This window comes from Thalassoglobus sp. (assembly GCF_048270125.1).
Classification (GTDB): domain Bacteria; phylum Planctomycetota; class Planctomycetia; order Planctomycetales; family Planctomycetaceae; genus Thalassoglobus.
Genome location: NZ_JBLWTN010000026.1, coordinates 31,799 through 52,117 on the forward strand (window position 1 = coordinate 31,799; position 20,319 = coordinate 52,117).

At 52.8% G+C, this 20,319-nt stretch carries 20 protein-coding genes; 18 read left to right on the forward strand and 2 right to left on the reverse strand.

The features are described from left to right. The first annotated feature begins 194 nt into the window (after nucleotides 1-194). The 8 genes from ACN0YR_RS20465 (at nucleotide 195) to ACN0YR_RS20500 (ending at nucleotide 10,591) form a co-directional block, all read left to right on the forward strand. Nucleotides 195-1,373 (forward strand): restriction endonuclease subunit S, encoded by a 1,179-nt coding sequence (locus ACN0YR_RS20465; RefSeq protein ID WP_417851077.1) that lies wholly within the window; start codon nucleotides 195-197, stop codon nucleotides 1,371-1,373. 295 nt (nucleotides 1,374-1,668) lie between these two features. After that, complete coding sequence (locus ACN0YR_RS20470) at nucleotides 1,669-2,034, forward strand: GxxExxY protein (protein ID WP_417851078.1); 366 nt, start codon at nucleotides 1,669-1,671, stop codon at nucleotides 2,032-2,034. Nucleotides 2,035-2,133: 99 nt separating this feature from the next. Then, nucleotides 2,134-5,565 carry a DEAD/DEAH box helicase family protein gene (locus ACN0YR_RS20475; RefSeq protein WP_417851079.1) on the forward strand — a complete coding sequence of 1,144 codons (3,432 nt, stop codon included), beginning with the start codon at nucleotides 2,134-2,136 and terminating at the stop codon, nucleotides 5,563-5,565. A gap of 1,087 nt (nucleotides 5,566-6,652) precedes the next feature. Further along, nucleotides 6,653-6,991 carry a hypothetical protein gene (locus ACN0YR_RS20480; protein ID WP_417851080.1) on the forward strand — a complete coding sequence of 113 codons (339 nt, stop codon included), beginning with the start codon at nucleotides 6,653-6,655 and terminating at the stop codon, nucleotides 6,989-6,991. Between the two features lie 19 nt (nucleotides 6,992-7,010). Next, nucleotides 7,011-7,367 (forward strand): hypothetical protein, encoded by a 357-nt coding sequence (locus ACN0YR_RS20485; RefSeq protein WP_417851081.1) that lies wholly within the window; start codon nucleotides 7,011-7,013, stop codon nucleotides 7,365-7,367. A 71-nt stretch (nucleotides 7,368-7,438) separates the two neighbouring features. Further along, the gene (locus ACN0YR_RS20490; protein WP_417851082.1) at nucleotides 7,439-7,912 is read left to right on the forward strand and encodes a hypothetical protein; all 474 of its coding nucleotides are present in this window, start codon (nucleotides 7,439-7,441) and stop codon (nucleotides 7,910-7,912) included. A gap of 586 nt (nucleotides 7,913-8,498) precedes the next feature. Further along, the gene (locus ACN0YR_RS20495; RefSeq protein ID WP_417851083.1) at nucleotides 8,499-9,095 is read left to right on the forward strand and encodes a hypothetical protein; all 597 of its coding nucleotides are present in this window, start codon (nucleotides 8,499-8,501) and stop codon (nucleotides 9,093-9,095) included. Between the two features lie 5 nt (nucleotides 9,096-9,100). Beyond that, nucleotides 9,101-10,591, forward strand: coding sequence for a hypothetical protein (locus ACN0YR_RS20500; RefSeq protein ID WP_417851084.1), 1,491 nt, complete (start codon nucleotides 9,101-9,103; stop codon nucleotides 10,589-10,591). A 479-nt stretch (nucleotides 10,592-11,070) separates the two neighbouring features. On the opposite strand, the gene ACN0YR_RS20505 is transcribed toward ACN0YR_RS20500, so the two are convergent. Next, entirely contained in the window at nucleotides 11,071-12,258 is a 1,188-nt protein-coding gene (locus ACN0YR_RS20505) for a DNA primase (protein ID WP_417851085.1), read from the reverse strand. A 45-nt stretch (nucleotides 12,259-12,303) separates the two neighbouring features. Between ACN0YR_RS20505 and ACN0YR_RS20510 the strand changes: the two genes are divergently transcribed. The 4 genes from ACN0YR_RS20510 to ACN0YR_RS20525 all read left to right on the forward strand — a co-directional run bounded on the left by ACN0YR_RS20510 (nucleotide 12,304) and on the right by ACN0YR_RS20525 (nucleotide 16,528). Continuing rightward, on the forward strand, nucleotides 12,304-13,182 hold the full coding sequence (locus ACN0YR_RS20510; RefSeq protein ID WP_417851086.1) for a replication-relaxation family protein: 879 nt from the start codon (nucleotides 12,304-12,306) through the stop codon (nucleotides 13,180-13,182). 249 nt (nucleotides 13,183-13,431) lie between these two features. Further along, the gene (locus ACN0YR_RS20515; protein WP_417851087.1) at nucleotides 13,432-15,594 is read left to right on the forward strand and encodes a type IV secretory system conjugative DNA transfer family protein; all 2,163 of its coding nucleotides are present in this window, start codon (nucleotides 13,432-13,434) and stop codon (nucleotides 15,592-15,594) included. A 392-nt stretch (nucleotides 15,595-15,986) separates the two neighbouring features. Next, nucleotides 15,987-16,169 carry a hypothetical protein gene (locus tag ACN0YR_RS20520; RefSeq protein WP_417851088.1) on the forward strand — a complete coding sequence of 61 codons (183 nt, stop codon included), beginning with the start codon at nucleotides 15,987-15,989 and terminating at the stop codon, nucleotides 16,167-16,169. A 152-nt stretch (nucleotides 16,170-16,321) separates the two neighbouring features. Then, nucleotides 16,322-16,528, forward strand: coding sequence for a hypothetical protein (locus ACN0YR_RS20525; protein ID WP_417851089.1), 207 nt, complete (start codon nucleotides 16,322-16,324; stop codon nucleotides 16,526-16,528). Between the two features lie 42 nt (nucleotides 16,529-16,570). Here ACN0YR_RS20525 and ACN0YR_RS20530 read toward each other — a convergent pair whose 3' ends face one another. Next, nucleotides 16,571-16,813: a hypothetical protein gene (locus ACN0YR_RS20530; RefSeq protein ID WP_417851090.1), complete on the reverse strand. Its 243-nt coding sequence runs from the start codon at nucleotides 16,811-16,813 to the stop codon at nucleotides 16,571-16,573. 3 nt (nucleotides 16,814-16,816) lie between these two features. Between ACN0YR_RS20530 and ACN0YR_RS20535 the strand changes: the two genes are divergently transcribed. The 6 genes from ACN0YR_RS20535 (at nucleotide 16,817) to ACN0YR_RS20560 (ending at nucleotide 20,205) form a co-directional block, all read left to right on the forward strand. Then, nucleotides 16,817-17,368: an N-6 DNA methylase gene (locus tag ACN0YR_RS20535; protein WP_417851091.1), complete on the forward strand. Its 552-nt coding sequence runs from the start codon at nucleotides 16,817-16,819 to the stop codon at nucleotides 17,366-17,368. A gap of 193 nt (nucleotides 17,369-17,561) precedes the next feature. Further along, nucleotides 17,562-17,894, forward strand: a complete 333-nt coding sequence (locus ACN0YR_RS20540) for a DUF2958 domain-containing protein (protein WP_417851092.1) — start codon at nucleotides 17,562-17,564, stop codon at nucleotides 17,892-17,894. Nucleotides 17,895-18,047: 153 nt separating this feature from the next. Next, nucleotides 18,048-18,242 carry a hypothetical protein gene (locus ACN0YR_RS20545; RefSeq protein ID WP_417851093.1) on the forward strand — a complete coding sequence of 65 codons (195 nt, stop codon included), beginning with the start codon at nucleotides 18,048-18,050 and terminating at the stop codon, nucleotides 18,240-18,242. Beyond that, nucleotides 18,242-18,484: a hypothetical protein gene (locus tag ACN0YR_RS20550; RefSeq protein WP_417851094.1), complete on the forward strand. Its 243-nt coding sequence runs from the start codon at nucleotides 18,242-18,244 to the stop codon at nucleotides 18,482-18,484. The genes ACN0YR_RS20545 and ACN0YR_RS20550 overlap by 1 nt, the downstream gene beginning before the upstream one ends. Continuing rightward, a complete protein-coding gene (locus ACN0YR_RS20555; RefSeq protein ID WP_417851095.1) occupies nucleotides 18,471-18,842 on the forward strand; it encodes a hypothetical protein in 372 nt (123 codons plus the stop codon). Before ACN0YR_RS20550 ends, ACN0YR_RS20555 begins: the two co-directional genes overlap by 14 nt. Nucleotides 18,843-19,080: 238 nt before the next feature. Beyond that, nucleotides 19,081-20,205 (forward strand): virulence RhuM family protein, encoded by a 1,125-nt coding sequence (locus ACN0YR_RS20560; RefSeq protein WP_417851096.1) that lies wholly within the window; start codon nucleotides 19,081-19,083, stop codon nucleotides 20,203-20,205. Nucleotides 20,206-20,319 lie beyond the last annotated feature (114 nt).

The window sequence follows — 20,319 nt, forward strand, 5'->3', positions numbered from 1 at the left end:
AGCGAGGATTAGTGTTTGAAAATTTTGGAACACTCATCTTCGCTAATCGACACTAATATGATCAGTTGCGAAGAGCGGATGAATCAGAAAGTTTTGCAAGGTGCTGGGATGAATGTAAAGAACACAAACGCGAACGATACCTGCCGCGATAACGAGATTACCCAAGGCATGCAGCAACTGCGGGGGATGCTGAAGTGAGTGAATGGGAAGAAGTGACATTCGGCGACGTATTCGAAATCTCATCTGCGAAGCGAGTTACGAAGTCTCAGTGGAAAAATGAAGGTGTACCGTTCTATCGCGCACGCGAGGTTGTCAAGTTGGCGCGGGAGGGGTCCGTTGCGAACGAACTGTTTATCTCAGAAGAAATGTTTCAGGAATACAGCGAGAAATACGGCGTGCCGGAGGATGGGGACCTGATGGTTTCTGGCGTTGGGACTTTGGGCGCTTGTTACGTAGTAAGACCGAGCGACCGTTTTTACTACAAGGATGCAAGCGTTTTGCGATTCCATCCCAAAAGAGAGATTTGCGCCGACTATTTTAAACATGCGTTTCGAACGCGACTGGTTTTGGACCAAGTGGAATCTGGATCGGGTTCAACTGTTGGCACCTATACTATCTCGCGTGCACAACGCACCCGTGTTCCGCTTCCGCCGCTTTCGGAGCAGAAGCGGATTGCGGAGATCTTGGATCGGGCGGAGGCGTTGCGAGCCAAACGCCGCGCCGCCCTCGCCCTCCTCGACGAACTCACCCAATCCATCTTCCTAGAAATGTTCGGCGATCCGGTGAGTAATCCAAAATCTTTGCCCCGTAAGCGGCTCGGAGCGATCGGAAGGATCGTGACTGGTAACACTCCACCGAGAAAACGCGAGGACTTTTACGGCGAATTCATTGAATGGATTAAATCCGACAATCTTAATTGCCCTAACTACTACGCGACCGTAGCTTCCGAGCATCTTTCAGTAGAAGGTGCAAAAGTAGGACGGATTGCCCCCAAAGAATCAATTCTGATTACTTGTATCGCTGGTAGCCCAGATTGTATTGGCAACGCCGCGATGGTCGATCGCAATGTTGCTTTTAACCAGCAGATCAATGCAATTGTAGACCCCGAAGCAAATCCTCATTTCCTTTACGCTCAGACGATCGTTGGAAAACGACTAATCCAGCAAGTGTCGTCAAACGGAATGAAGGGAATCGTTAGCAAAGGGAGACTGGAGGGGGTGGAGTACTTAGTCCCTCCGCAACACGACCAGGATGTATTTGCTTCGAGAGCTATGCAAATTGAAGAGATGAAATCACGACTTTTATGTTCCAGTTTCGCGCTGGCCCAGCTCTTCGCCTCCCTCCAACACCGGGCGTTTCGAGGGGAACTCTAATAATGGAAAACGAAGGGACGCGCTGAGCAACTTTGAATTCCTTACCTTCGAATGGAAGAACAGCCACGAAGCGGCTAGGATTTTAACCACTAATCTTCACTAATCTCCACTAATAAAGAAAACGAGTACTCCATTAGTGTTCATTAGCGTAGATGAGTGTTCCCCCAAAACAAACATGAGCAACTTTAATTTTCTAACGACCGAATGGAAGAACATTCACGAAGCGACCAACGAAGCCAAGTCGACAGCGATTTCAGATTAGTGTTCCTTAAAATCTCAACCAAAGGAGAAGGTCATGCTGAAACAAGAAGGTTACGACCTGATGGGCGCAGCGTTCGAGGTTTACAACGTGCTCGGCTACGGCATGTCGGAAGAGATTTATCAGCAAAGCCTTGAAATCGAACTGGGACTACGAAACATTCCCTTCCTCAGCAAAGCAGTTGTCAATGTCGTCTACAAAGACTGGAAACTGACCACCAAATATCAACCTGACTTACTGGTCTTCAACGAGATCGTCGTCGAACTGAAAGCAGTCAAAACTCTCGCACCTGAACACGAAGCCCAACTATTCAACTACATGCGAATCAGCAACAAAAAAGTCGGCTACCTCATCAACTACGGAGCCGCTAACGAACTGGAATGGAAACGAATCATTCTTTGAAAGCAGGAAACCACTCATCGGCACTAATATTCACTAATAAAGAAAACGAGTACTTCATTAGTGTTTATTAGCGTAGATGAGTGTTCCCTCAATAATACCATGAGCAACTTCAATTTTCTAACGACCGAATGGAAGGAGATCCACGAAGCGGCCCGCAAAGCCGAGTCGGCAGCGATCCCCGATCCTCGTACGGCATGCTTCTACGCGCGTTACGCTCTCGAACTGGCGGTGACGTGGGCATACAAATTCGACCGTACACTCAAGCTGCCATATAAAGAGAACATTTCGGCTCTGGTCCACGAGCCAACATTCAAACAGACCGCAGGCGATGCGGTCTTCAATAAGGCCAAGGTGATTATCACCCTCGGCAATCGAGCAGTTCACAGCCACCGACCAATCCCCAAGGCTGACTCGCTGCAAGCGGTGAAAGAGTTATTCCACTTCTGCTTCTGGTTCGCCCGTGAGTACGCCCGGAAAAACAAACCGCACGGCAACCTCGCCTTCAACGAACTGGCATTGCCACAAACAACTCCGATCCCGAAGCAGACGCTTGATCAACTCAAAAAGCTGGAATCTCAGCTTGCCGAGAAAGACGAAAAACTCTCGGTCATTCTCGCTGACAAGGACAAACTGAGCGAGGAGATTAAACAACTCCGTAAAGAAGTCGCTGCCGCGAAGAAAGCAGCTGCCAAGGTTCCGGATGACCACAACTACAACGAATCCGAAACCCGCGACTACTTCATCGACCTGCTGCTCAAAGAAGCTGGCTGGCCCCTCGATGAGAAACGAGACACCGAATTCCCCGTCACCGGGATGCCAAACAACACCGGAGAAGGGTTTGTTGATTATATTTTGTGGGGCGACGACGGCAAACCTCTCGGTCTGGTCGAAGCCAAACGAACTAAACGCAGCTCCAAAGAAGGAGAACAACAGGCGAAGCTGTACGCCGACTGTCTCGAAAAACAATTCGGACAGCGGCCCATCATCTTCGGATCTAATGGCTACGAACACTGGATCTGGGACGATGCCATGTACACTCCCCGCAGTGTTCAGGGCTTCTACAAAAAGGCAGAACTCGAGCTGTTAATTCAGCGAAGAAAAACGCGCCGAGCACTCGGCGAAGCGTCGATCAAAGAAGAAATCGTCGAACGCTATTACCAGACCCGCGCCATCCGCCGCATCGGGGAGTCGTTCGAGAAAGATAACGAACGCAAGTCGCTGCTGGTCATGGCAACAGGCAGCGGGAAGACCAGAACAGTGATCGCCTTGTGTGATTTACTGATTCGCTGCAATTGGGCGAAACGAATTTTATTCCTCGCCGACCGCGTCGCCCTGGTCAATCAGACGACTAACGCCTTCAAAACATTCCTGCCAGACTCTTCGCCGGTCAATCTCGTCACGGAAAAGGACACCGAGGGACGTGTCTTCGTGTCGACCTATCCGACAATGATGGGTTTGATCGATGAAGCAAAAGATGGACAGCGACGTTTCGGCGTTGGTCACTTCGATTTGATTGTGATCGACGAAGCTCACCGCAGCGTTTACCAGAAATACGGGGCGATCTTTGACTACTTCGATTCCTTACTCGTCGGGCTGACCGCCACGCCGCGAGATGAAGTTGACAAGAACACCTACGACCTGTTCGGACTGGAAAAAGGGGTCCCGACTGATGCCTATGATTTGGACGAAGCAGTCGCTGACAAGTTCTTAGTTCCCCCGAAAGCGGTCTCGGTGCCGCTGAAGTTCGAACGAGAGGGAATCAAATACGAGAATCTTTCCGAAGAGGAAAAGGACGACTGGGACGCCAAGGAGTGGGACGAAGAGGGCAACATTCCAGATAAGGTCGAAGCGGCAGCGGTCAACAAATGGCTCTTCAACATCGACACTGTGGACAAAGTGTTGAAGCACCTGATGACGCGCGGTCAATACGTTGACGGGGGCGACAAACTGGGCAAGACGATCATCTTCGCGAAGAACCAGGCCCACGCGGAGTTTATCAAAGAGCGATTCGATGAGAACTACCCCCATTACAAAGGGGAGTTTGCCCGCATGATCACGTTCAAAACCGAATACGCGCAGTCACTCATCGATAATTTTTCGAACAAGAGCAAGTTTCCGCAGATTGCCATTTCAGTGGATATGCTCGATACCGGCATTGATGTCCCGGAAGTAGTGAATCTGGTTTTCTTCAAGCTCGTCCGTTCAAAGACAAAATTCTGGCAAATGCTCGGTCGCGGGACGCGATTGTGTCCAGACCTCTTTGGGCCCGGTCAGCATAAGGAATTCTTTTACATCTTTGATTACTGCCAGAACCTGGAATATTTCAGTCAGAACCCGGAACCTTCCGAGGGTTCGAATAGTGAATCACTATCGACTCGATTGTTCAAGCGGCGATTGGAAGTTGTTCAATACCTAGATAAGCGAAGCTCTTCACAAGCCGAGCAGCAACTCAAGAACGTTGTCGAGATCGCAGCGCAATATGGTCACGACTTCAATCCTGAATCGGAGATCCAAGTCACGCAAATCACGAAGCGACTGCTTTTCAAACATGTCTCTTCAATGAACGTGGACAACTTCATCGTGCGTGCTCACCGTCGAAGCGTGGAGAAGTTTGCGAAACCAGAAGTCTGGGATGAACTCAACGAACATGACTTACAGGAACTTGCTGTGGAAGTCGCGTCCCTGCCAACACAGATGGAACGGGAATCGGAAGAAGCCAAGCGGTTCGATTTGCTGCTGTTAAACCTCCAGCTTGCTGTCCTCAAGTCTGAACCGGCGTTCGAAAGACTCCGCGACCAGGTTATTGCGATTGCTGGTTTACTGGAAGAGAAATCGACGATCCCGATGGTCGACAAACAGATCACCTACATTAGTGATGTTCAGTCTGAAGCATGGTGGAGCGATGTTACCGTTCCGATGCTGGAAGTCATCCGCCGACGCTTGCGGGATTTGGTTCAATTCATCGAAAAGCAAAAACGTAAACCAGTCTATTCAAACTTCGAGGATGAGATTGGCGATGGTGACGAAATTGAACTGGCAACTTTTTCAGGTGGAGACACATTTGAACGATTCCGAGACAAAGCGCAAGCGTTTTTGCGCGAGCATATGGACATCGACGCCGTCCGTAAATTAAGAACCAATGAGGCACTGACTTCAGCCGATCTCGAAAACCTGGAGAGGATCTTCACTGACAATGAGATTGGCAACGCAGAATATCTTTCTCAAGCAAAGAAAGAGAATGAAGGGCTGGGCGTGTTTGTCCGCTCGTTGGTTGGTCTTGATCGCGAAGTTGCTAAACAACTCTTCGGTGAATTTCTGCAAGACAACAACTATAACTCGAATCAGATTGAATTCATCAATTTGATTATCAACCAGCTTGTCGACCATGGGATGGTCGACCTGTCGCTACTGTATGACTCCCCCTTTACTGACGTTTCGTCTCAAGGCCCCGACGGGCTTTTCTCATCAGAAGAGATCGACAAGATTGAACGCTTGCTCAAGAACATCCGTGCGACCGCGACCGCCCTCTAATTCTCTCCGTGACTACACGATCTGCAGTTGGCGACAAGATGGCGACATCCAACTGCCATTCTAGCCTGCAGCGGCGTCAGAGAGGCAATTCAAGTCCGTTTAGAATTTTGAGCCAATGTATGCGTACTCTCTTCTTGGAACAACCAACACAGAGGCGGATCACGGGTAACCACATTTGATGGAATATTGATCAAGGAAGGTCTGACGATCCGCCGACGCAGAAACTTTTTCAAGTTTCGAAACAGGCAGAGAGAGAATCCATGACCCCTCACCGTCCCGACACGAGTCCAACACGCCCCCCCCGCTTAGTACACCCCTGTTAACCCACAACGAAGACTTGAAGAGAGGTCGTGAGAGTTTGGTTCACGTTGGTGAGAACTCACCGAGAATTAGCCCTGAACTGCGTTGGCGAGATCGCAGCGAGAGAAACGACCAGAAGCATAAATCGACGCAACTCGTTTGATAACAGGCGTCTATAACGCAAAACACCGAGAGGGATGCTCTCGGTGTTTCAGTAAACTTATGGGCAGAAGCAATTCGCTTCTGTGATAGTGAGCTCCCCAAGATACACGCTACTCAAACCGTGGTCTAGTGGAGCTAGGTGCCTACGAAATCAACAAGTTACGTCGACCAAGCTTGCTCGCATTTCACCCCTGGACTGAGGCATTGAGCCTGCCGAAGCACACAACGAAACGTGATTCGAAGCCACGGGAACCAAGACGGGACCCACTCGAACTGGCTCACCAGTATCAAGCCATCTTGGACTCAGGTGAGGTTTCAAACCGAGCTGAGCTTTCCCGCCATCTGGGGGTCAGCCGGGCCAGAGTCACCCAGGTACTTAACCGTCTGAAACGGTGACATTGAACAAGTGGGGGTGGTGCTTGCAGCTTCCTCAGTGTAGCGATCCGGTCTCTAGTGCGGTCAAGGCGTGCTCGCTGGGTGGCGTCCTCCAACGGTTGCTGGCGCAGGCGCTTCGCAACCGGGGACGCCAGTACCACTCGTCAGCCTGTGACCGCGAGCTGCGGATCGCTGATTGCAAGCTGTTCGCACACCACGCGGACATTCTTATTTCTTCCCACCATATCCTATGGTTCATTCTTCAAGAGGTCGTTCTGCCTCATCCAAACAGAACAACACATCATCGGTACGTCTGGCCGGAATCCTTCGGGAAGGCGATCTCATCCTGGAGTTCTACTCCGGCAACGACGCTGAAGCGGACTCAGGCATCTTGCTGACGCCGAAACGATCGGCTTTGGACGATCAAGGCCAACTCATTCAGTCATCGTTCTTTGCTCCTGACGACGTTCCAACGCTTTGTACGTTGTTGGAGTCTTCTACGGCGTTGATGCACCAGTGGCAGTTACCTGAAGGTCTCGAAAAGCCGAACGGTGCATCACTCGAATCAGGTGCTCCCCTACTTTCCTAATTCTTCTTCCCTATTTTCAATGAATTACTCATTCAAAGAGGCCAGTTCAGCCTTAAACAACTTGAACAAGACAACACCGGTACAACACATCGGCACGCTGACGCAGGGGGAACTCGCGTTGGAACTCTTTGGTCGAACACTACGAGACGGTCAAATCAGCGTTCAGATTCTGCCACGAAGAATCATTCCTGGTGGAACAGGAAAAGCGTCATCCTCGATGTTTTTTGAACCGGAGCATTTGTTCGGACTCAGCACGATGCTGATTGAGGCTTCCGGATTGATACGCAGCTGGAAGAGGCCTGTGGAGCAAGAATGCGATGCTCACCAGTCCCCTCTCCAACATGAAGTTGACGACAGCGTATCACCTGTCAAATAACGGCGCAAGCCATTTCACTCGCCTGGATCAATTGGTTCGGGCGAGATTTATTTCTATTCCTCTCAATTCTCATGGGACAATACTTCAAAGCAATCAACTTAGACAAACAAGAATACCTCTGCCCGTGGTGCCTGTGTGGTGGTGCCAAACTGATCGAATGGTCGTTGAATCCATACGGCTCCGTCTTCCCCTATTTGCTCCGCCAAAGTGATTGCACCGGTGGTGGCGATCTCGGCGGGCCAGTGTCACAGACGATCGACCTCGATGCTGGTGACTCAATTAGTGACCTCATTGCCAAGACCATGACGCAGGAAGGCAAACCGATGTCACTCCCCTCTTCAGCCATGGCTGGTCGATGGGCGGGCGATCGAATCGCGATGGTCGGCGACTATGACTCGTCTGGACTGTACACCGTCGCCAGTAACACATACCAAAACATTTCCGGCCCACTCGCTGAAGAATACAATCGGTTCATGGACGTTGATGAGTGGAAGGTTCAGTATGATTGCTGTGGCAGTTGCCGGGAACGTGAAAGCTCCGAGTAGCTGGATATTCGGCCCCGGCGTACCCATCTGGGATTCGTCGGGGCTTTTTTTGTGCGACGCTAGGTCACCGCTGACCTACCATCGGTCAATCGCTGGTTCACTGTGGTTGATGGCCTATTCCGTGACACAGGGCATGAACTCAGTCATGACTCCCCCACTCCTGACGTGACCTATGTCATGGTTTGAGCATTCGAATCTGCTTGAACACAAAATTGATTCACTCAAGGGATAAACGAGTCGATCATGACTCCCCTGTCCCCTGTCGATCACGAATGAACGGGGGTCAGTCATAGCATGACCTGAACTACACCATGAACGGTATCAAGACCAGAGTCTGAAAACGGTCGCAAGGGCTTTTTGAACTGCCGTGGCTTGCTTCACGACTGGGGTCATGAACTGAGAGCATGACATCGCAAGAACGCAGTTGTTTAGGGGTTTGACCTGTGCCGTGACACTGGTCTGACGCCAGTCGTGCCCCGTGTCATTGACCTATCTGGCGACCCCCGTTCAGTCACTGGTGCACTGTGAATTTCCGCATTTTTCGTCAGGGCTGCGGTAGACTGCACGCATCATTCCCCCGTTGTGTATGTCTTCGTTTCTCATCGTCAAAGACGCCGTCAAGTACTGCGGCAAATCCGAGTCAACTCTCAAGCGACTCATCCGTGAAATCACCGCCGATCCCGATCATGAAGATCGAAGCCTGATCGATCCCGGACACGATGACCTCGAAGCAAAGAAGGAGGCGGGGGAGCCGTACGTCTGGAAGATTCACACTGACCTGCTCGATAAGCGGTACGGGGCCGACGAGTCAGCTTCTACATCTCCAGCCTCCAAGCCGAAAGCGGAAACAGATTCTTCCAACGAGACCATCGTAGCTTTGCTGCGCGAACAGCTCGAAAGCCGGGACAAACAACTGGAAACCAAAGACCGTCAGATTGAGACACTCGAAAAGCAACTTGACCGGAAGGACGATCAAATCTCCAGCCAGAACGAACGGATGCGTGAGCAGAACATTCTCATGAAAGATCTGCAGCAACGATTGTCGATTGCTGCACCAGGTCAACAGGCAGGAGTCGTCGACGGGCAATCGGTCAAAGAGGGGAGTGACTCGACCAAGAAAGATGCAGAGAAGTCTTCGATCTGGACTCGTGAATTTCGTTTGTTCCGCCGTCGTCAGTCATAGGCAGTATGCCAGAGCAACCAGTTCAGAATCGGCCAAAGACCACTCAGTTTGCAGGGTTTGAACCTCTGACCGGCAACTATGTCTATTGTCCGAATCAGTTTCTGGATGTCTGTCTGCCAAACTGTTCTCGCGGCGCGGTTCGCATCGTGGCATACGTTCTGCGTCAGACGCTGGGATGGCTGGATGAGCAAGGACAACCAATTCAGCAAGATATCGTCATCCGCTACCGCGACCTGATCGAGAAAGCAGGTGTCAGCAGGGGAGCGATCGGTCCAGCACTTGAAGAAGTGTTGCGTCTCCAGTTTCTCGAATGCCGACGCGAAGGCCAGGAGCAGAAGCGGGGACAAGTTGCTCAGTCCGCTGAGTATGCCTTACGCTGGAGTGCTGATCCAACCTATACGAAAGACCTAGACAACTTCTCGGGCTTCTTTGCCGGTGACGGTCATCGGACACCAGTCCCGAATGCCTTTTTCGACACGATTGTTCCCGCCCAATCTCTCTCGGTTGTGAAAGTCGTTGGGGCCGTGATCCGTCACACAGTCGGATATCAAAACCAATTTGGTGGACGTCGCTCGTCTTCACCGTTGTCGTATTCTCACCTGCAGAATCACACCCTCATTCAGGATCGAGGCACACTCAGCACCGCCATAAAGCAAGCCCAGCAAGCGGGCTATATCACCTGCGTTGAAACAGGAATCTTCCATGCTGACCGGAGTGCTCAGCGTGCTGCCAGCTACGCAATGCGATGGCTTAGAAATGAGGCGAACATCGAGCACGGTTCAAAAATCCCACCAGAGGCAGAACGGTTCAAAAAGTCCACCAGTAACGGTTCAAAAAACCAACCAGAAACACGGTTCAAAAATCCCACCAGTATTAAAAAGACAAAACCAAAAAACACTTTGAAACAACAGGTTGTTGCAGATCAGGAAGAGGGGACTCGAATTTTGACAGCGGCAGGAATGGATCGCAGAACAGCCCAGCAGATTAGTCAGCAGGTTTCTGTTGAACAAATTCGACACCAGGTGGAGTGGCTGGATGATCGCCATCCCACCGAGAATCGTATTGGGATGTTGCGTAAGGCAATCGCAGAGAACTGGGGGCCGCCGCGTGACACGGAAGCACGCCAGAAGATCAAGCAGTTGCGAGAGCGTCGCCGCCAGTCACAACAACTCGAATCTGTTGAAGATCGACAGGTTCGCAAAATGAAACAGGAACGTGCCGCTCGTACTCGTCGATTGGCCGCTGAATGGAAGAACGCCTCACCTGAGCAACGTCGAATCTGGATTGATGAAGCTGTGAAACGCGAGACGTCGGAGATGGTCGCTCAGTTAATCCGTCGTGATGCACTCGACGTGGAAACACCACGCCTGCAAGTGTTGGATGCCATTGCGTTGGATCGCAATTTGCCGGGCGTGACGCTGACGAATGAAAACGCGGGAGCGGGGGAGCGACCGGAGGTCGCCGCCTCGATAACTCGCCAGCAAAATGTCGGCTAAAAGTTGTCGCCTTACAATCACTCCACAAGAAAAATCTTGTGTCCGTTTGGCGACTTTAAACGTGAACCCTGCTGAGGTCAGACTACGGGTCACGTAACGGGTCGTCACAGACGAACCCTTTCGCCGCATGGACAAGCCAATGCTCTGACTCCTCGATGAGGACGCCGCGTCGAGGGGCTCTGCCCCCGACCCGCGGAGCTTCCGACGACGCCGTGGAAGGCTGCTCCATCTCCGCGGGTCGGCGCCAGCGGCTCGTTCCTCGCCCGCAGCCCCGACGCTGGCGTCGCACCCCTCTCTCGTCGTCGGAGACGGCTCCGCTGATCGGCGAAAGCCGATCGGACACCTCCAACACCGCTTCGGCAGAGCCGAAAAATCTCTCAAAAACGCCACCTATGAACGAGAACGTTCTTCAACGGGGCCGACTACCCCTCAAAAACAAAAAGCACCACCACGGTCCATTTTTTGCGATTTTGGACCTATCAGAGATTCGCGTCGATGACCTTGATATCTTCAGCATCGAAGTCTTCCGGTTGACGGCCCGCGAACCGGCCCTCATTCATCTTTGAGCTGCAGCCCAGTCTGATCGCGAGTCCATGTTCGGCCAGTTTCCAGAGTAAATCTTTGAATCCGGCTTCGCCTTCTTCGTCACAGTCTGGTAGGAGCAGAATCCGATTATTGCCAGCATGCTTGGCAAAGCGGATCAGCTTTTGGACTTGAGTGTCTGTCGCCTTATTGCTGCCGATTCCCACTGCTGCAACACCGAGCGTTTCCAGTCGCAGAACTTCGTTCATGCCTTCCACCACCACGACCCCACGACGCTCTAACGATTCACCAACGTATTCTTCTTCGAGCCTGGCAGCCTGAGCACCGTAGAGTTCCTGTCCCTTGCGATAGCCGCTGACGTAGCGATGCTTGTTCGGTTTCTTGCTTTCTGGTCGACCATCGCGAAGCCACTTGTTCCATTTCTCTTCAAACGATAGATCGCGACCGCTGTAGCTGAGGACTTGGTTGCGTTCATCCCGATGCGTGTAGACGAGATACGACTTTCTGAACAAACTTCGACCGTTGCCAGGAATCCAGCCGACACCCCATTTCTCCATCAATTCAGGCGTCAGCCAGTCGCGTTTGCGAACATATTGAGCAGCTTCTGGACTCATTTGCGAGACGTCTGTAACCAACTCTTCGTAGAGGTTGGCCAACTGGCGAGCCGCTTCCTTCTCGTGGCGAATTAGTGGAATGTTGCCCGGTTCTTTCGGCGGGGGAACTGGTGTTATGTTCGCAGCAGAGGAACGCGCTGGCGTTGTCTCTGGAGCAAACGACTCTCCAGCAATTTCGCGAAGTTTTGCGACAGCATCTTTGAACTCAGCCCCACGTAAGCGTCCGCCTGCAGGTGGACAGCGGTGTTCCAGTCCATGCAGCAGCGTGAGCAGGTTGCCACGTACTTCACAAGTATGGCAGTAGATACGGTTGGCGGGATCGTCCAGGCGAACGGTCAAATTTCCATACTGACTGTCAGCACAGCTGTCGTTAAAGACGCACTGCATCCGATACTCACCAGTGCCGTTTTGCGGCAGAGGCAAATTGTAATGCGAGAGCACCTGCTCGACTCGCGTCTCTTCGATCAGTCGATCGACGTCCTGAATGTAGCCTGACTTTTTCGAGTTCATGCAAGCAAAAGTACGATGCGCTCATGGTACACTCCAGTACTACCAATGCGCAAAAGATTCCCCACGAGAATCGCTCCTCGCGATCTCGAAATCCTCACTTCGCTTGACCGAACACCGCTAACGACCGAGCAACTTTGCCGCCTCAGCGTGACCTTTGGTTCGCCATTTCGCGACCAACACAACTTGCGTCGTCGCCTGCGAGCACTGATGCAGGCCGGGCTGCTGAAGTCGTGGCCGTATGCGATTGCAACCGAAGGTCGATCGCCCCGGTATTTCCGGCTGACTCGCGATGGGTACCGTTTGCTCTATGGGCAGGATGCCCCGTTGCCGCATCGCCGCACGTTCGAAGAAATCAGCCACGGGCATCACTATCACACGTTCGCACTGGCCGAACTTATCGTACATCTGGTGACAGCCGGACACAAACAGGGGATTGTGATGCGGCATTTCGCACGAGAGAACAGCGTTAGTATTACGGCTGGCGATTTTACGTTACGTCCTGACTGTGCATTCCAGTTGGCACGGTCAGACGGTGCGGTTTTCAATTTCATGGTGGAACTCGACAACGGAACCGAGCGAGTTCGGTCTCGTCTCGACGTCGAATCTATTGAACGAAAACTACGTGGTTACGATCTCCATCAAAGCCAATTTGCAGCCGATGACCCCAGCCGGTATCTGGTACTGTTCGTCACAACTCGCAGTGTTGGCCGACTGGATCGTATTCTCACACTGGCCAGTGCGGTGATGCACAATCCACAACGCACCGTTTTTCTGGGATGTAGTCTCGACCAGCTGAGTCAAGTCGATCCGTTCGGATCAGCCATTTTCCGCGACCATCGCGGCCTGAAGCGAACGCTCATTCCTATGCTGAATCCGCCCACCAAAAACAGAGCGGTTTCAATGACGGAAACGGTGCTGGCGTGATATGGTGAAACCCCGCTGGTAGCCCCTTCCCGCCAGCATGGATCGTGATCGAGCGATCATCCGTTCTCTCTCGCCGAGCGTCTCTCAGCGTTGTCGGTTGCGGTGGCGTCGCCCCGATATGGCTGATAGAAGTGAATGAAACCCGTTCACAAGCTTTGGGATAACGGATTGCGACCGAGCGGACATTGAGGGCACGTCGGGCCCGCTTCGTGGCGGTCTCCAAAGCGGAGCGGGAAGCCCTATGCACTTATGCAACTCGAAATCCGTCCTCCCATCGGGAACAAACGCGGTCCGCTCGCAACCGAATCGCTACTGCGTGCGATCCATCGAGCCGCACCATCAACCGAGTCACTAACCCTCCGCATCTTCTATCGAGGCGGAGTCGTTGGCATTGCCGCGTCAGTGCCAGATCACCTGCGTACACTCTTCTTACAGGAACTGCAGGATGCCTACCCCGGTGTGACGGTCACAGCCAGACGCATCGAAGACATGGCTCCCACTTCAATCACGATTGAGCAGTCGCTTGGCGTTTCCCCCGAATTCTTATCACTCCGAACGTACGACGCGTTTCTCGATCTGGCAGATGCACGTCAATTCACAGATCCCATTGCCGCCCTGTTGTCGGCCGTCCGGTTTGAGCGAGATGAAGGTCAGTCGTGCGAATTCCTCATTGAACTACAACCGGCTACCGAGAGACGATTACAATGGACACACGCCGTCTTTAGGCGTTGTTCTCAAGGGTTTCGTTCCCAGCGGAGCAAGCAACTCTTTCTATCGTGCCGTACCGATCCTCGACTCAGGCGGAGACTTGCTGCCATGATTCTTGGAAGGTTAGCAAGACGTGGCAAATCCGAGGCTTTCGATGACGCCAAGTTCAAAGAACCGCTGTTTGACTGTCGACTTACGGTGAGAGTGACCGTTCTCAAAGACTTATCCTCGCAAGCGAACCGCAAACGCGACGAGATTTTCGCAACGCTTGGCAGATTCAATGCTGACGCTCGACTGAAGGAATCGAAGCAAGCAACTACCAGTCTGCTTTCGGCGCGGGAGGTTGCTACGCTCTGGCATCCGCCCACGGCTTCTGGAGATTCTGTAGCTCGCCTACAGCGAACGGAGTTTCGGGAACTCGAACCACCACAATGTCTCGCCTCAAGAAAAGGGAAGCTCGATCAAACAACATTGGGACGAGTGCAGTACCGCAGGCAACGTCAGCAGTTTGGCATTGAAACCGATGATCTCCGCAGGCATTTGCTGGCCATCGGGAAAACGGGCTGCGGAAAGTCGACTTTTCTTTTCAATCTGGTTCGCCAGCAAATGGAAGCTGGGCGCGGAGTCGTGCTCCTCGATCCGCATGGACAGTTGGCCGAAGAGATCCTCGACGTTGTTCCAAAGCAACGCACAAATGACGTCATCTATCTGAATGCCGCTGACCGCATCGCGCCGGTTGGCTTCAATCCGCTGGTGGGGCCTACTGGCACCGATCCGACACTGATTGCCGATGGGGTTCTGACGTCCTTCAAGCATGTGTTCGGATTCGATGACGGCTCTGCTCCCAGATTGTTGCATATCTTCCGCAACAGCCTGCTCTCGATTATCGGTTCGCCTGATGCGTCACTGGTCGCCGTGCAGCGATTGCTGGTTGATGCCGTGTACCGCAAATCCGTCGTTGGCCGCTTAGAGAATGAAGCGGTGCGTAGTTTCTGGTTGACCGAGTTCAACCGTTGGAATGAACGGGACCGCACACAATACATCGCGAGTCTACAGAACAAGCTGGGAGCGTTCACGACCAATCAGCATCTACGAGCGATTCTTGACTGTGGTCAGCAGGGGATTCAGCTGCGGCAGGTGATGGATCAATCCCGTATTCTGATTTGCAATCTGTCCAAAGGAACATTCGGACATGATGCGTCGACACTGCTTGGGTCGCTGTTGCTTTCCAGTCTTCAACTGGCAGCTATGAGCCGTGCCGACATCCCGGAAGCTGATCGCAATGACTGCGTTATCGTGGTGGATGAGTTTCATTCGTATCTCGCCGATGGCAACACCACGATGGCCGATGCTCTGGCTGAATCCCGCAAGTATCGCACCAGCTACGTCCTTTCCACTCAAATGCTGGAACAACTCGACCAAGCGACGTTGGCAGGCGTTCTGGGCAACTGTGGTTCAACACTGTGTATGACTGTTGGCCCGCGTGATGCCGAGATTCTTTGCAGCTTGCTGGGATCGGGCCTCACGCCTGATGACCTAATGCGCATTCCAAAGTATCACGCCTACCTGCGACTGCTCATCAACGGAGCGGCTCACACCTTCAGCATGAAAACACTTCCACCACCCTGCTATCTGCCCAAGCGGAGCGACATTGTGAAACGCGTGTCACAGATGCGGTACGGACAACAGGGGGCTGGTCGGTAGTTACGCTGGCAGCCCGTCTCATTTCCGAGATCATCCCGCAGCCTGGGAAGAACAGATGTGCGGCAACGTAGCCGTTGCTTCGCGAGTTCGGTCAAGGTGCTTTCTGCGAACTCCACCTTGGACCGCTCTCAGCAACAGCCAACACCGCAACATTCTATTCTTTCCCAACTCACTGTATGGATCACCCATCCCAAAACGTTCACACCCAGATAACACACGACCACGCATCAGCGTTGTATCGAGCTTGCCAAAGCGTGCTTGAGCATCGCGATTGCACTTGCGACAGCGACTTTCGAAATTGCAGTGTTTGCCAGTGCCGATACGCCGTCGAAGCAATTCACAATTCATCGACTTCGATAAACACTGATCTACAAGTCACTCCTGAGCAGTTCATGGAGTTCTTTCGTTCCGACGAATTCCATCAACAGATGACCGATGACGAGTGTCGCGAACTTTTCGCCTACGCCCTCAAAGGCTCCAGCGACTTCACCGCTGGATTCCTCAACGATATTCTCTCAGATTACTGCGTCGAGCATCTGATTGTCGTCAACACCGACACGCTGGACGGGCAATAAACTGAGAGTTTTATTATCAGATGGCTATGTCTTCGCCCTTTGGAAATGACGGGACGACTCGGTCGAGTTCTGATCCTTGGCTAACTCAAGCGCAAATCTTCTTGTCAACGTGTCTGAGCTGTGGCAATCTTGTGACACGTCCCCGACATTTTATGCAAGACAGTCCCTCCGCCATTCAGGCTGCAATTACGTTCTTCGTGATCTTCATCCTGCCCTTCTTCATTTCCTATCGAATCGCGACAAAAAGAAATCGTTCCAAGTCCAAATCGATGTTCCTAACGCTCGTCTTTAGCTGGTTTGCAACCATCGGTCTCTGGCTCGCACTGAAGACTCGTACCGCTGAAGGTCGCTTTGTGTAATGTCCACGAATTCGGACACCTCATCTTCCTCTTTGCTTTCTGTCACGTGAATCCTTCCTGCATCGGGAAACTGAAACCCTCTTCCAGCAACTTGAGGAGGTCTCGCAGCGGGCAGGTGTCAGTCGAGCCGTCGCGTTTGAAGACTTCCTGCATGTGTCGGTCTGTGCTCTCGGGCATCCGCTCATGGAAGAGGAGTACCTGCAAACGATTGAACGGCACAAGGCGGGGAAAGAGGGTAATCGGAGCTGCGATAAGATGGCCCACATGTTCGGGAATCTGGTTCATCTGATGACCGAAACCCGCAAAGATCTGTTGGGCGACTTGTTTCAAGGTGCCATCACGTACGGCGAACGCGGCCAGTTCATGACTCCCGAGCCCATTTGCGACATGATGGCCCAGATGAATGTTCCAGATGAAAATACCGGGCTCGATGGTCGCCGCACCGTCAATGATCCCTGTTGCGGATCGGGTCGGATGCTCTTATCTGTGGCGAAGCTCCAGCCGAACTGGCACTTCATCGGTCAGGATGTGGACTTGCGATGCGTCCGCATGACAGCAATCAATCTTGCTTTACGAAACCACTACGGACACGTCATTCACGGCAACACACTGACGGTCACTAATGAGCTGACCTATGAAACGGGGCGAGTCCAAGTCTGGGGCAATGCGATCCGAAAGGTCAACCGTGTTCCGGTGCCAGACCGCGAACCCCAATCGTTTCAGGCGACTCCAGACACCCCAGTGCCAGATCAATCATCACCTCAGCTCGAATCGTCCAAACCCGCAGAAACCCCGCCCAAGCAGTCTCGTCCACGTGGTAACCAGCTTGAACTCTTTTGACGTCCGGACATCAGCGTGTCAATCAGATCTCCGGTCACAGTTGTGACGTGCCTTTTCGGTGATTGCAGGAAATAAGCACCGGTCATTCTGGCCACTCGTCCGTCACGGCAAGGTCGTACAAGTCTCCACCTTGCCGCTTCGGACCACGAGTGGCTTGTTGCCGTGGTGCATTTATTTCCTTCCCAATGCACCGATGAAATCCTCATCACCATTCACATCACCGGCCTACGATTTACTTCCCGCTGATATCGTCGCGACCATCCCGAAGCTGGGCGAAACCGCCGAAAATCCTGATCCGACGTTCTATCTGAAGTGGTTCACACCGGACGCGGGCTTTACCTGGTATGTGGCCGAATACGATCCCGACAGTGGCATTTGCCACGGCTTTGTGATCGGCCCGTTCCCGGAGTGGGGAAGTTTCTCCATTCACGAAATCCGACAAGTTCGCGGGGCTCTCAAGTTGCCGGTCGAACGCGATCTGTACTTCAACGCCTGTCCGTCGTCGACCATCACTCGCGACTATTGATTCCCTTTCTCTGAGGCGTCACTCAAGGGCCGCTCCGGCGGCCTTTCTTCTTGCGCCATGGCGGCATCGCTGGCAGTCTCGTCTTACTTCGTTCCGGTGAACGGAGCCGCTGCGGCGGATGTTCTTTCAACATGAGCTACAAGGAGAGATGACATGCTGGTCGATCTAAACGATGGCAGCTGTCCACAATGTGGAGGGCAATTGGAGATCACTGGTGCCGATGACGCGTCACTGGATGCAGAATGCACCGACTGCGGAGAATATCTGCATGTCGAGCCAGACGCATTCAATGATGGGGGAATAAAGTATTGGCCTCAAGCGATGGCCGAACTTGGGGAGGACTGGTAATGGACCCGAACGAAACGTGGGGCTGTATCCAACTCGCCTACGGGTTTGAGGAGAAAGAGAATCTGGTCATCTATGCCAAGGAGCTACTCGATTGGCTTAGCAAAGGAGGGTTTCCGCCGGAGATCACGATTGATGGACTTTCACTCGAATGGGATCGCGAATTCTCGCGAACGGTCTGTTTAGGCGTCTGCCGTCAGATTCTGAGTGATGCCGGTCAGGAGGTCGACGATGCTGCATGCTAATCGAGTCTGGAGTGTGGCAGAAGTTCCTTCGGCGGAAGAACTGGCCGAAAAGCTTACTGGCACCACATGGTGCTGCTGTCAGGGATTTCGAATTGCTGGGCAACCACACTATGTGTGGCTCAACGATTCGACGTCGGAAGATGGTGCTCAGGAATACGCGGTCTGCCGACTGGAATTGCCCAATGGCGGCATGCGTCAGGTGGAATCGATCACGTTTGGTTGGTCCGATTACGCCCGTGCCCTGGAATACATCCTTTCCACACTTCGTGGCGAAGATGATCAAAACGACTGGGCTCGATCCGTCACCGCCACCCTCGAATCTCCGCAAGAACATGGCCGCTGCCCGCTTTGTGCCTGAAACTTCAGGTACGCCCTGCATTTTCGGATGCAGGGGTTTTTCAGTGTTCGCCTGCCATCTTGGGTGACTTACTGGAGTGCCCACGTCTTTTGTCGTAAACTGTTGGCACCTATGGCAGTTTCACCGCACACCCTATCCACGCGGACACTCGCTGTGACAGCGACGTGGTTAGGCCGTGTCTACCTTGACCGGAACGGAGATCGAAACTCGGGCCAGCAGATTATTAACCAAGTGGTTCATGACGAACAACCTTCCAGCACCGGCTGCCGACGACGGAGGAGAATTCCTGCTTTATCAGACCGATGACGGTTCAACCCGCATCGAGGTCCGCATGGCTGCGGACACGGTCTGGCTGACGCAGAAAGACATGGCCGAGCTGTTTCAGACGACGAAACAGAACATAAGTGCCCACTTGCAGAATGTTTACGAGGAAGGTGAGCTTCAGCCAGAGGCAACTGTCAAGAAATACTTGACAGTTCAAACTGAAGGAAAACGCGAGGTTTCACGGCAGGTCGAGCACTACAACCTCGACGCCATCATCTCGGTTGGCTACCGCGTCCGCTCTCATCGTGGGACGCAGTTCCGCATCTGGGCCACGCAGCGACTACGCGAATACCTCATCAAGGGGTTCGCGATGGACGACCAGCGACTGAAGCAGGCCGGTGGCGGCAACTACTTCGAAGAGCTGCTCGCCCGCATCCGCGACATCCGCTCCAGCGAACGGGTGTTCTGGCGGAAGGTGCTCGACATCTATTCGACCAGCATCGACTACGACCCCAGCGATGAAACATCACTGCTGTTCTTCAAGACGGTGCAGAACAAGATGCACTGGGCCGCTCACGGTCAGACCGCTGCCGAAGTGGTTCACGCTCGTGCTGATGCGTCGCTGCCTAACATGGGGCTGACGACGTTCGACGGTGACCGTCCACGCAAGGCCGATGTCTCGATTGCCAAGAACTATCTCAAGGCAGAGGAGATCGAAGCCCTCAATCGCATCGTCACCGCCTATCTCGAATTTGCCGAGTTGCAGGCCATGAATCGCAAGCCGATGCACATGGCTGACTGGATCAGCAAGCTCGATGACTTCCTGAGATTGTCTGATCGCGAGATCCTGACCCATGCCGGAAAGATTTCGCACGACTCTGCCAAAGAGAAAGCGGAAGCGGAATTCGCCCAGTTCAAACAGCAGCAACGCAACCTGCCCCAACCGGTCGATCAGCACTTCGCCGAATCACTCGACGAACTCAAGAAGATCGAAAGCGAAGCCAAGCAGGCTCAGAAAAAGAAACCAACGAAGAAAACGGCTTCCAAGAAGAAGTCCAGCAAGAAGTCTCCCCGCAAGAAAAAGGGGAAGGATGAATAACATGTGCGAGCCCGAGTGCTGCACATTCAATTTGAATTACTCACGGAAATACTGGAGCAAAACGCCAAACAGGCGTACCGTCGCATCAAACGCTTTTCGCCTTTATGTCGACGG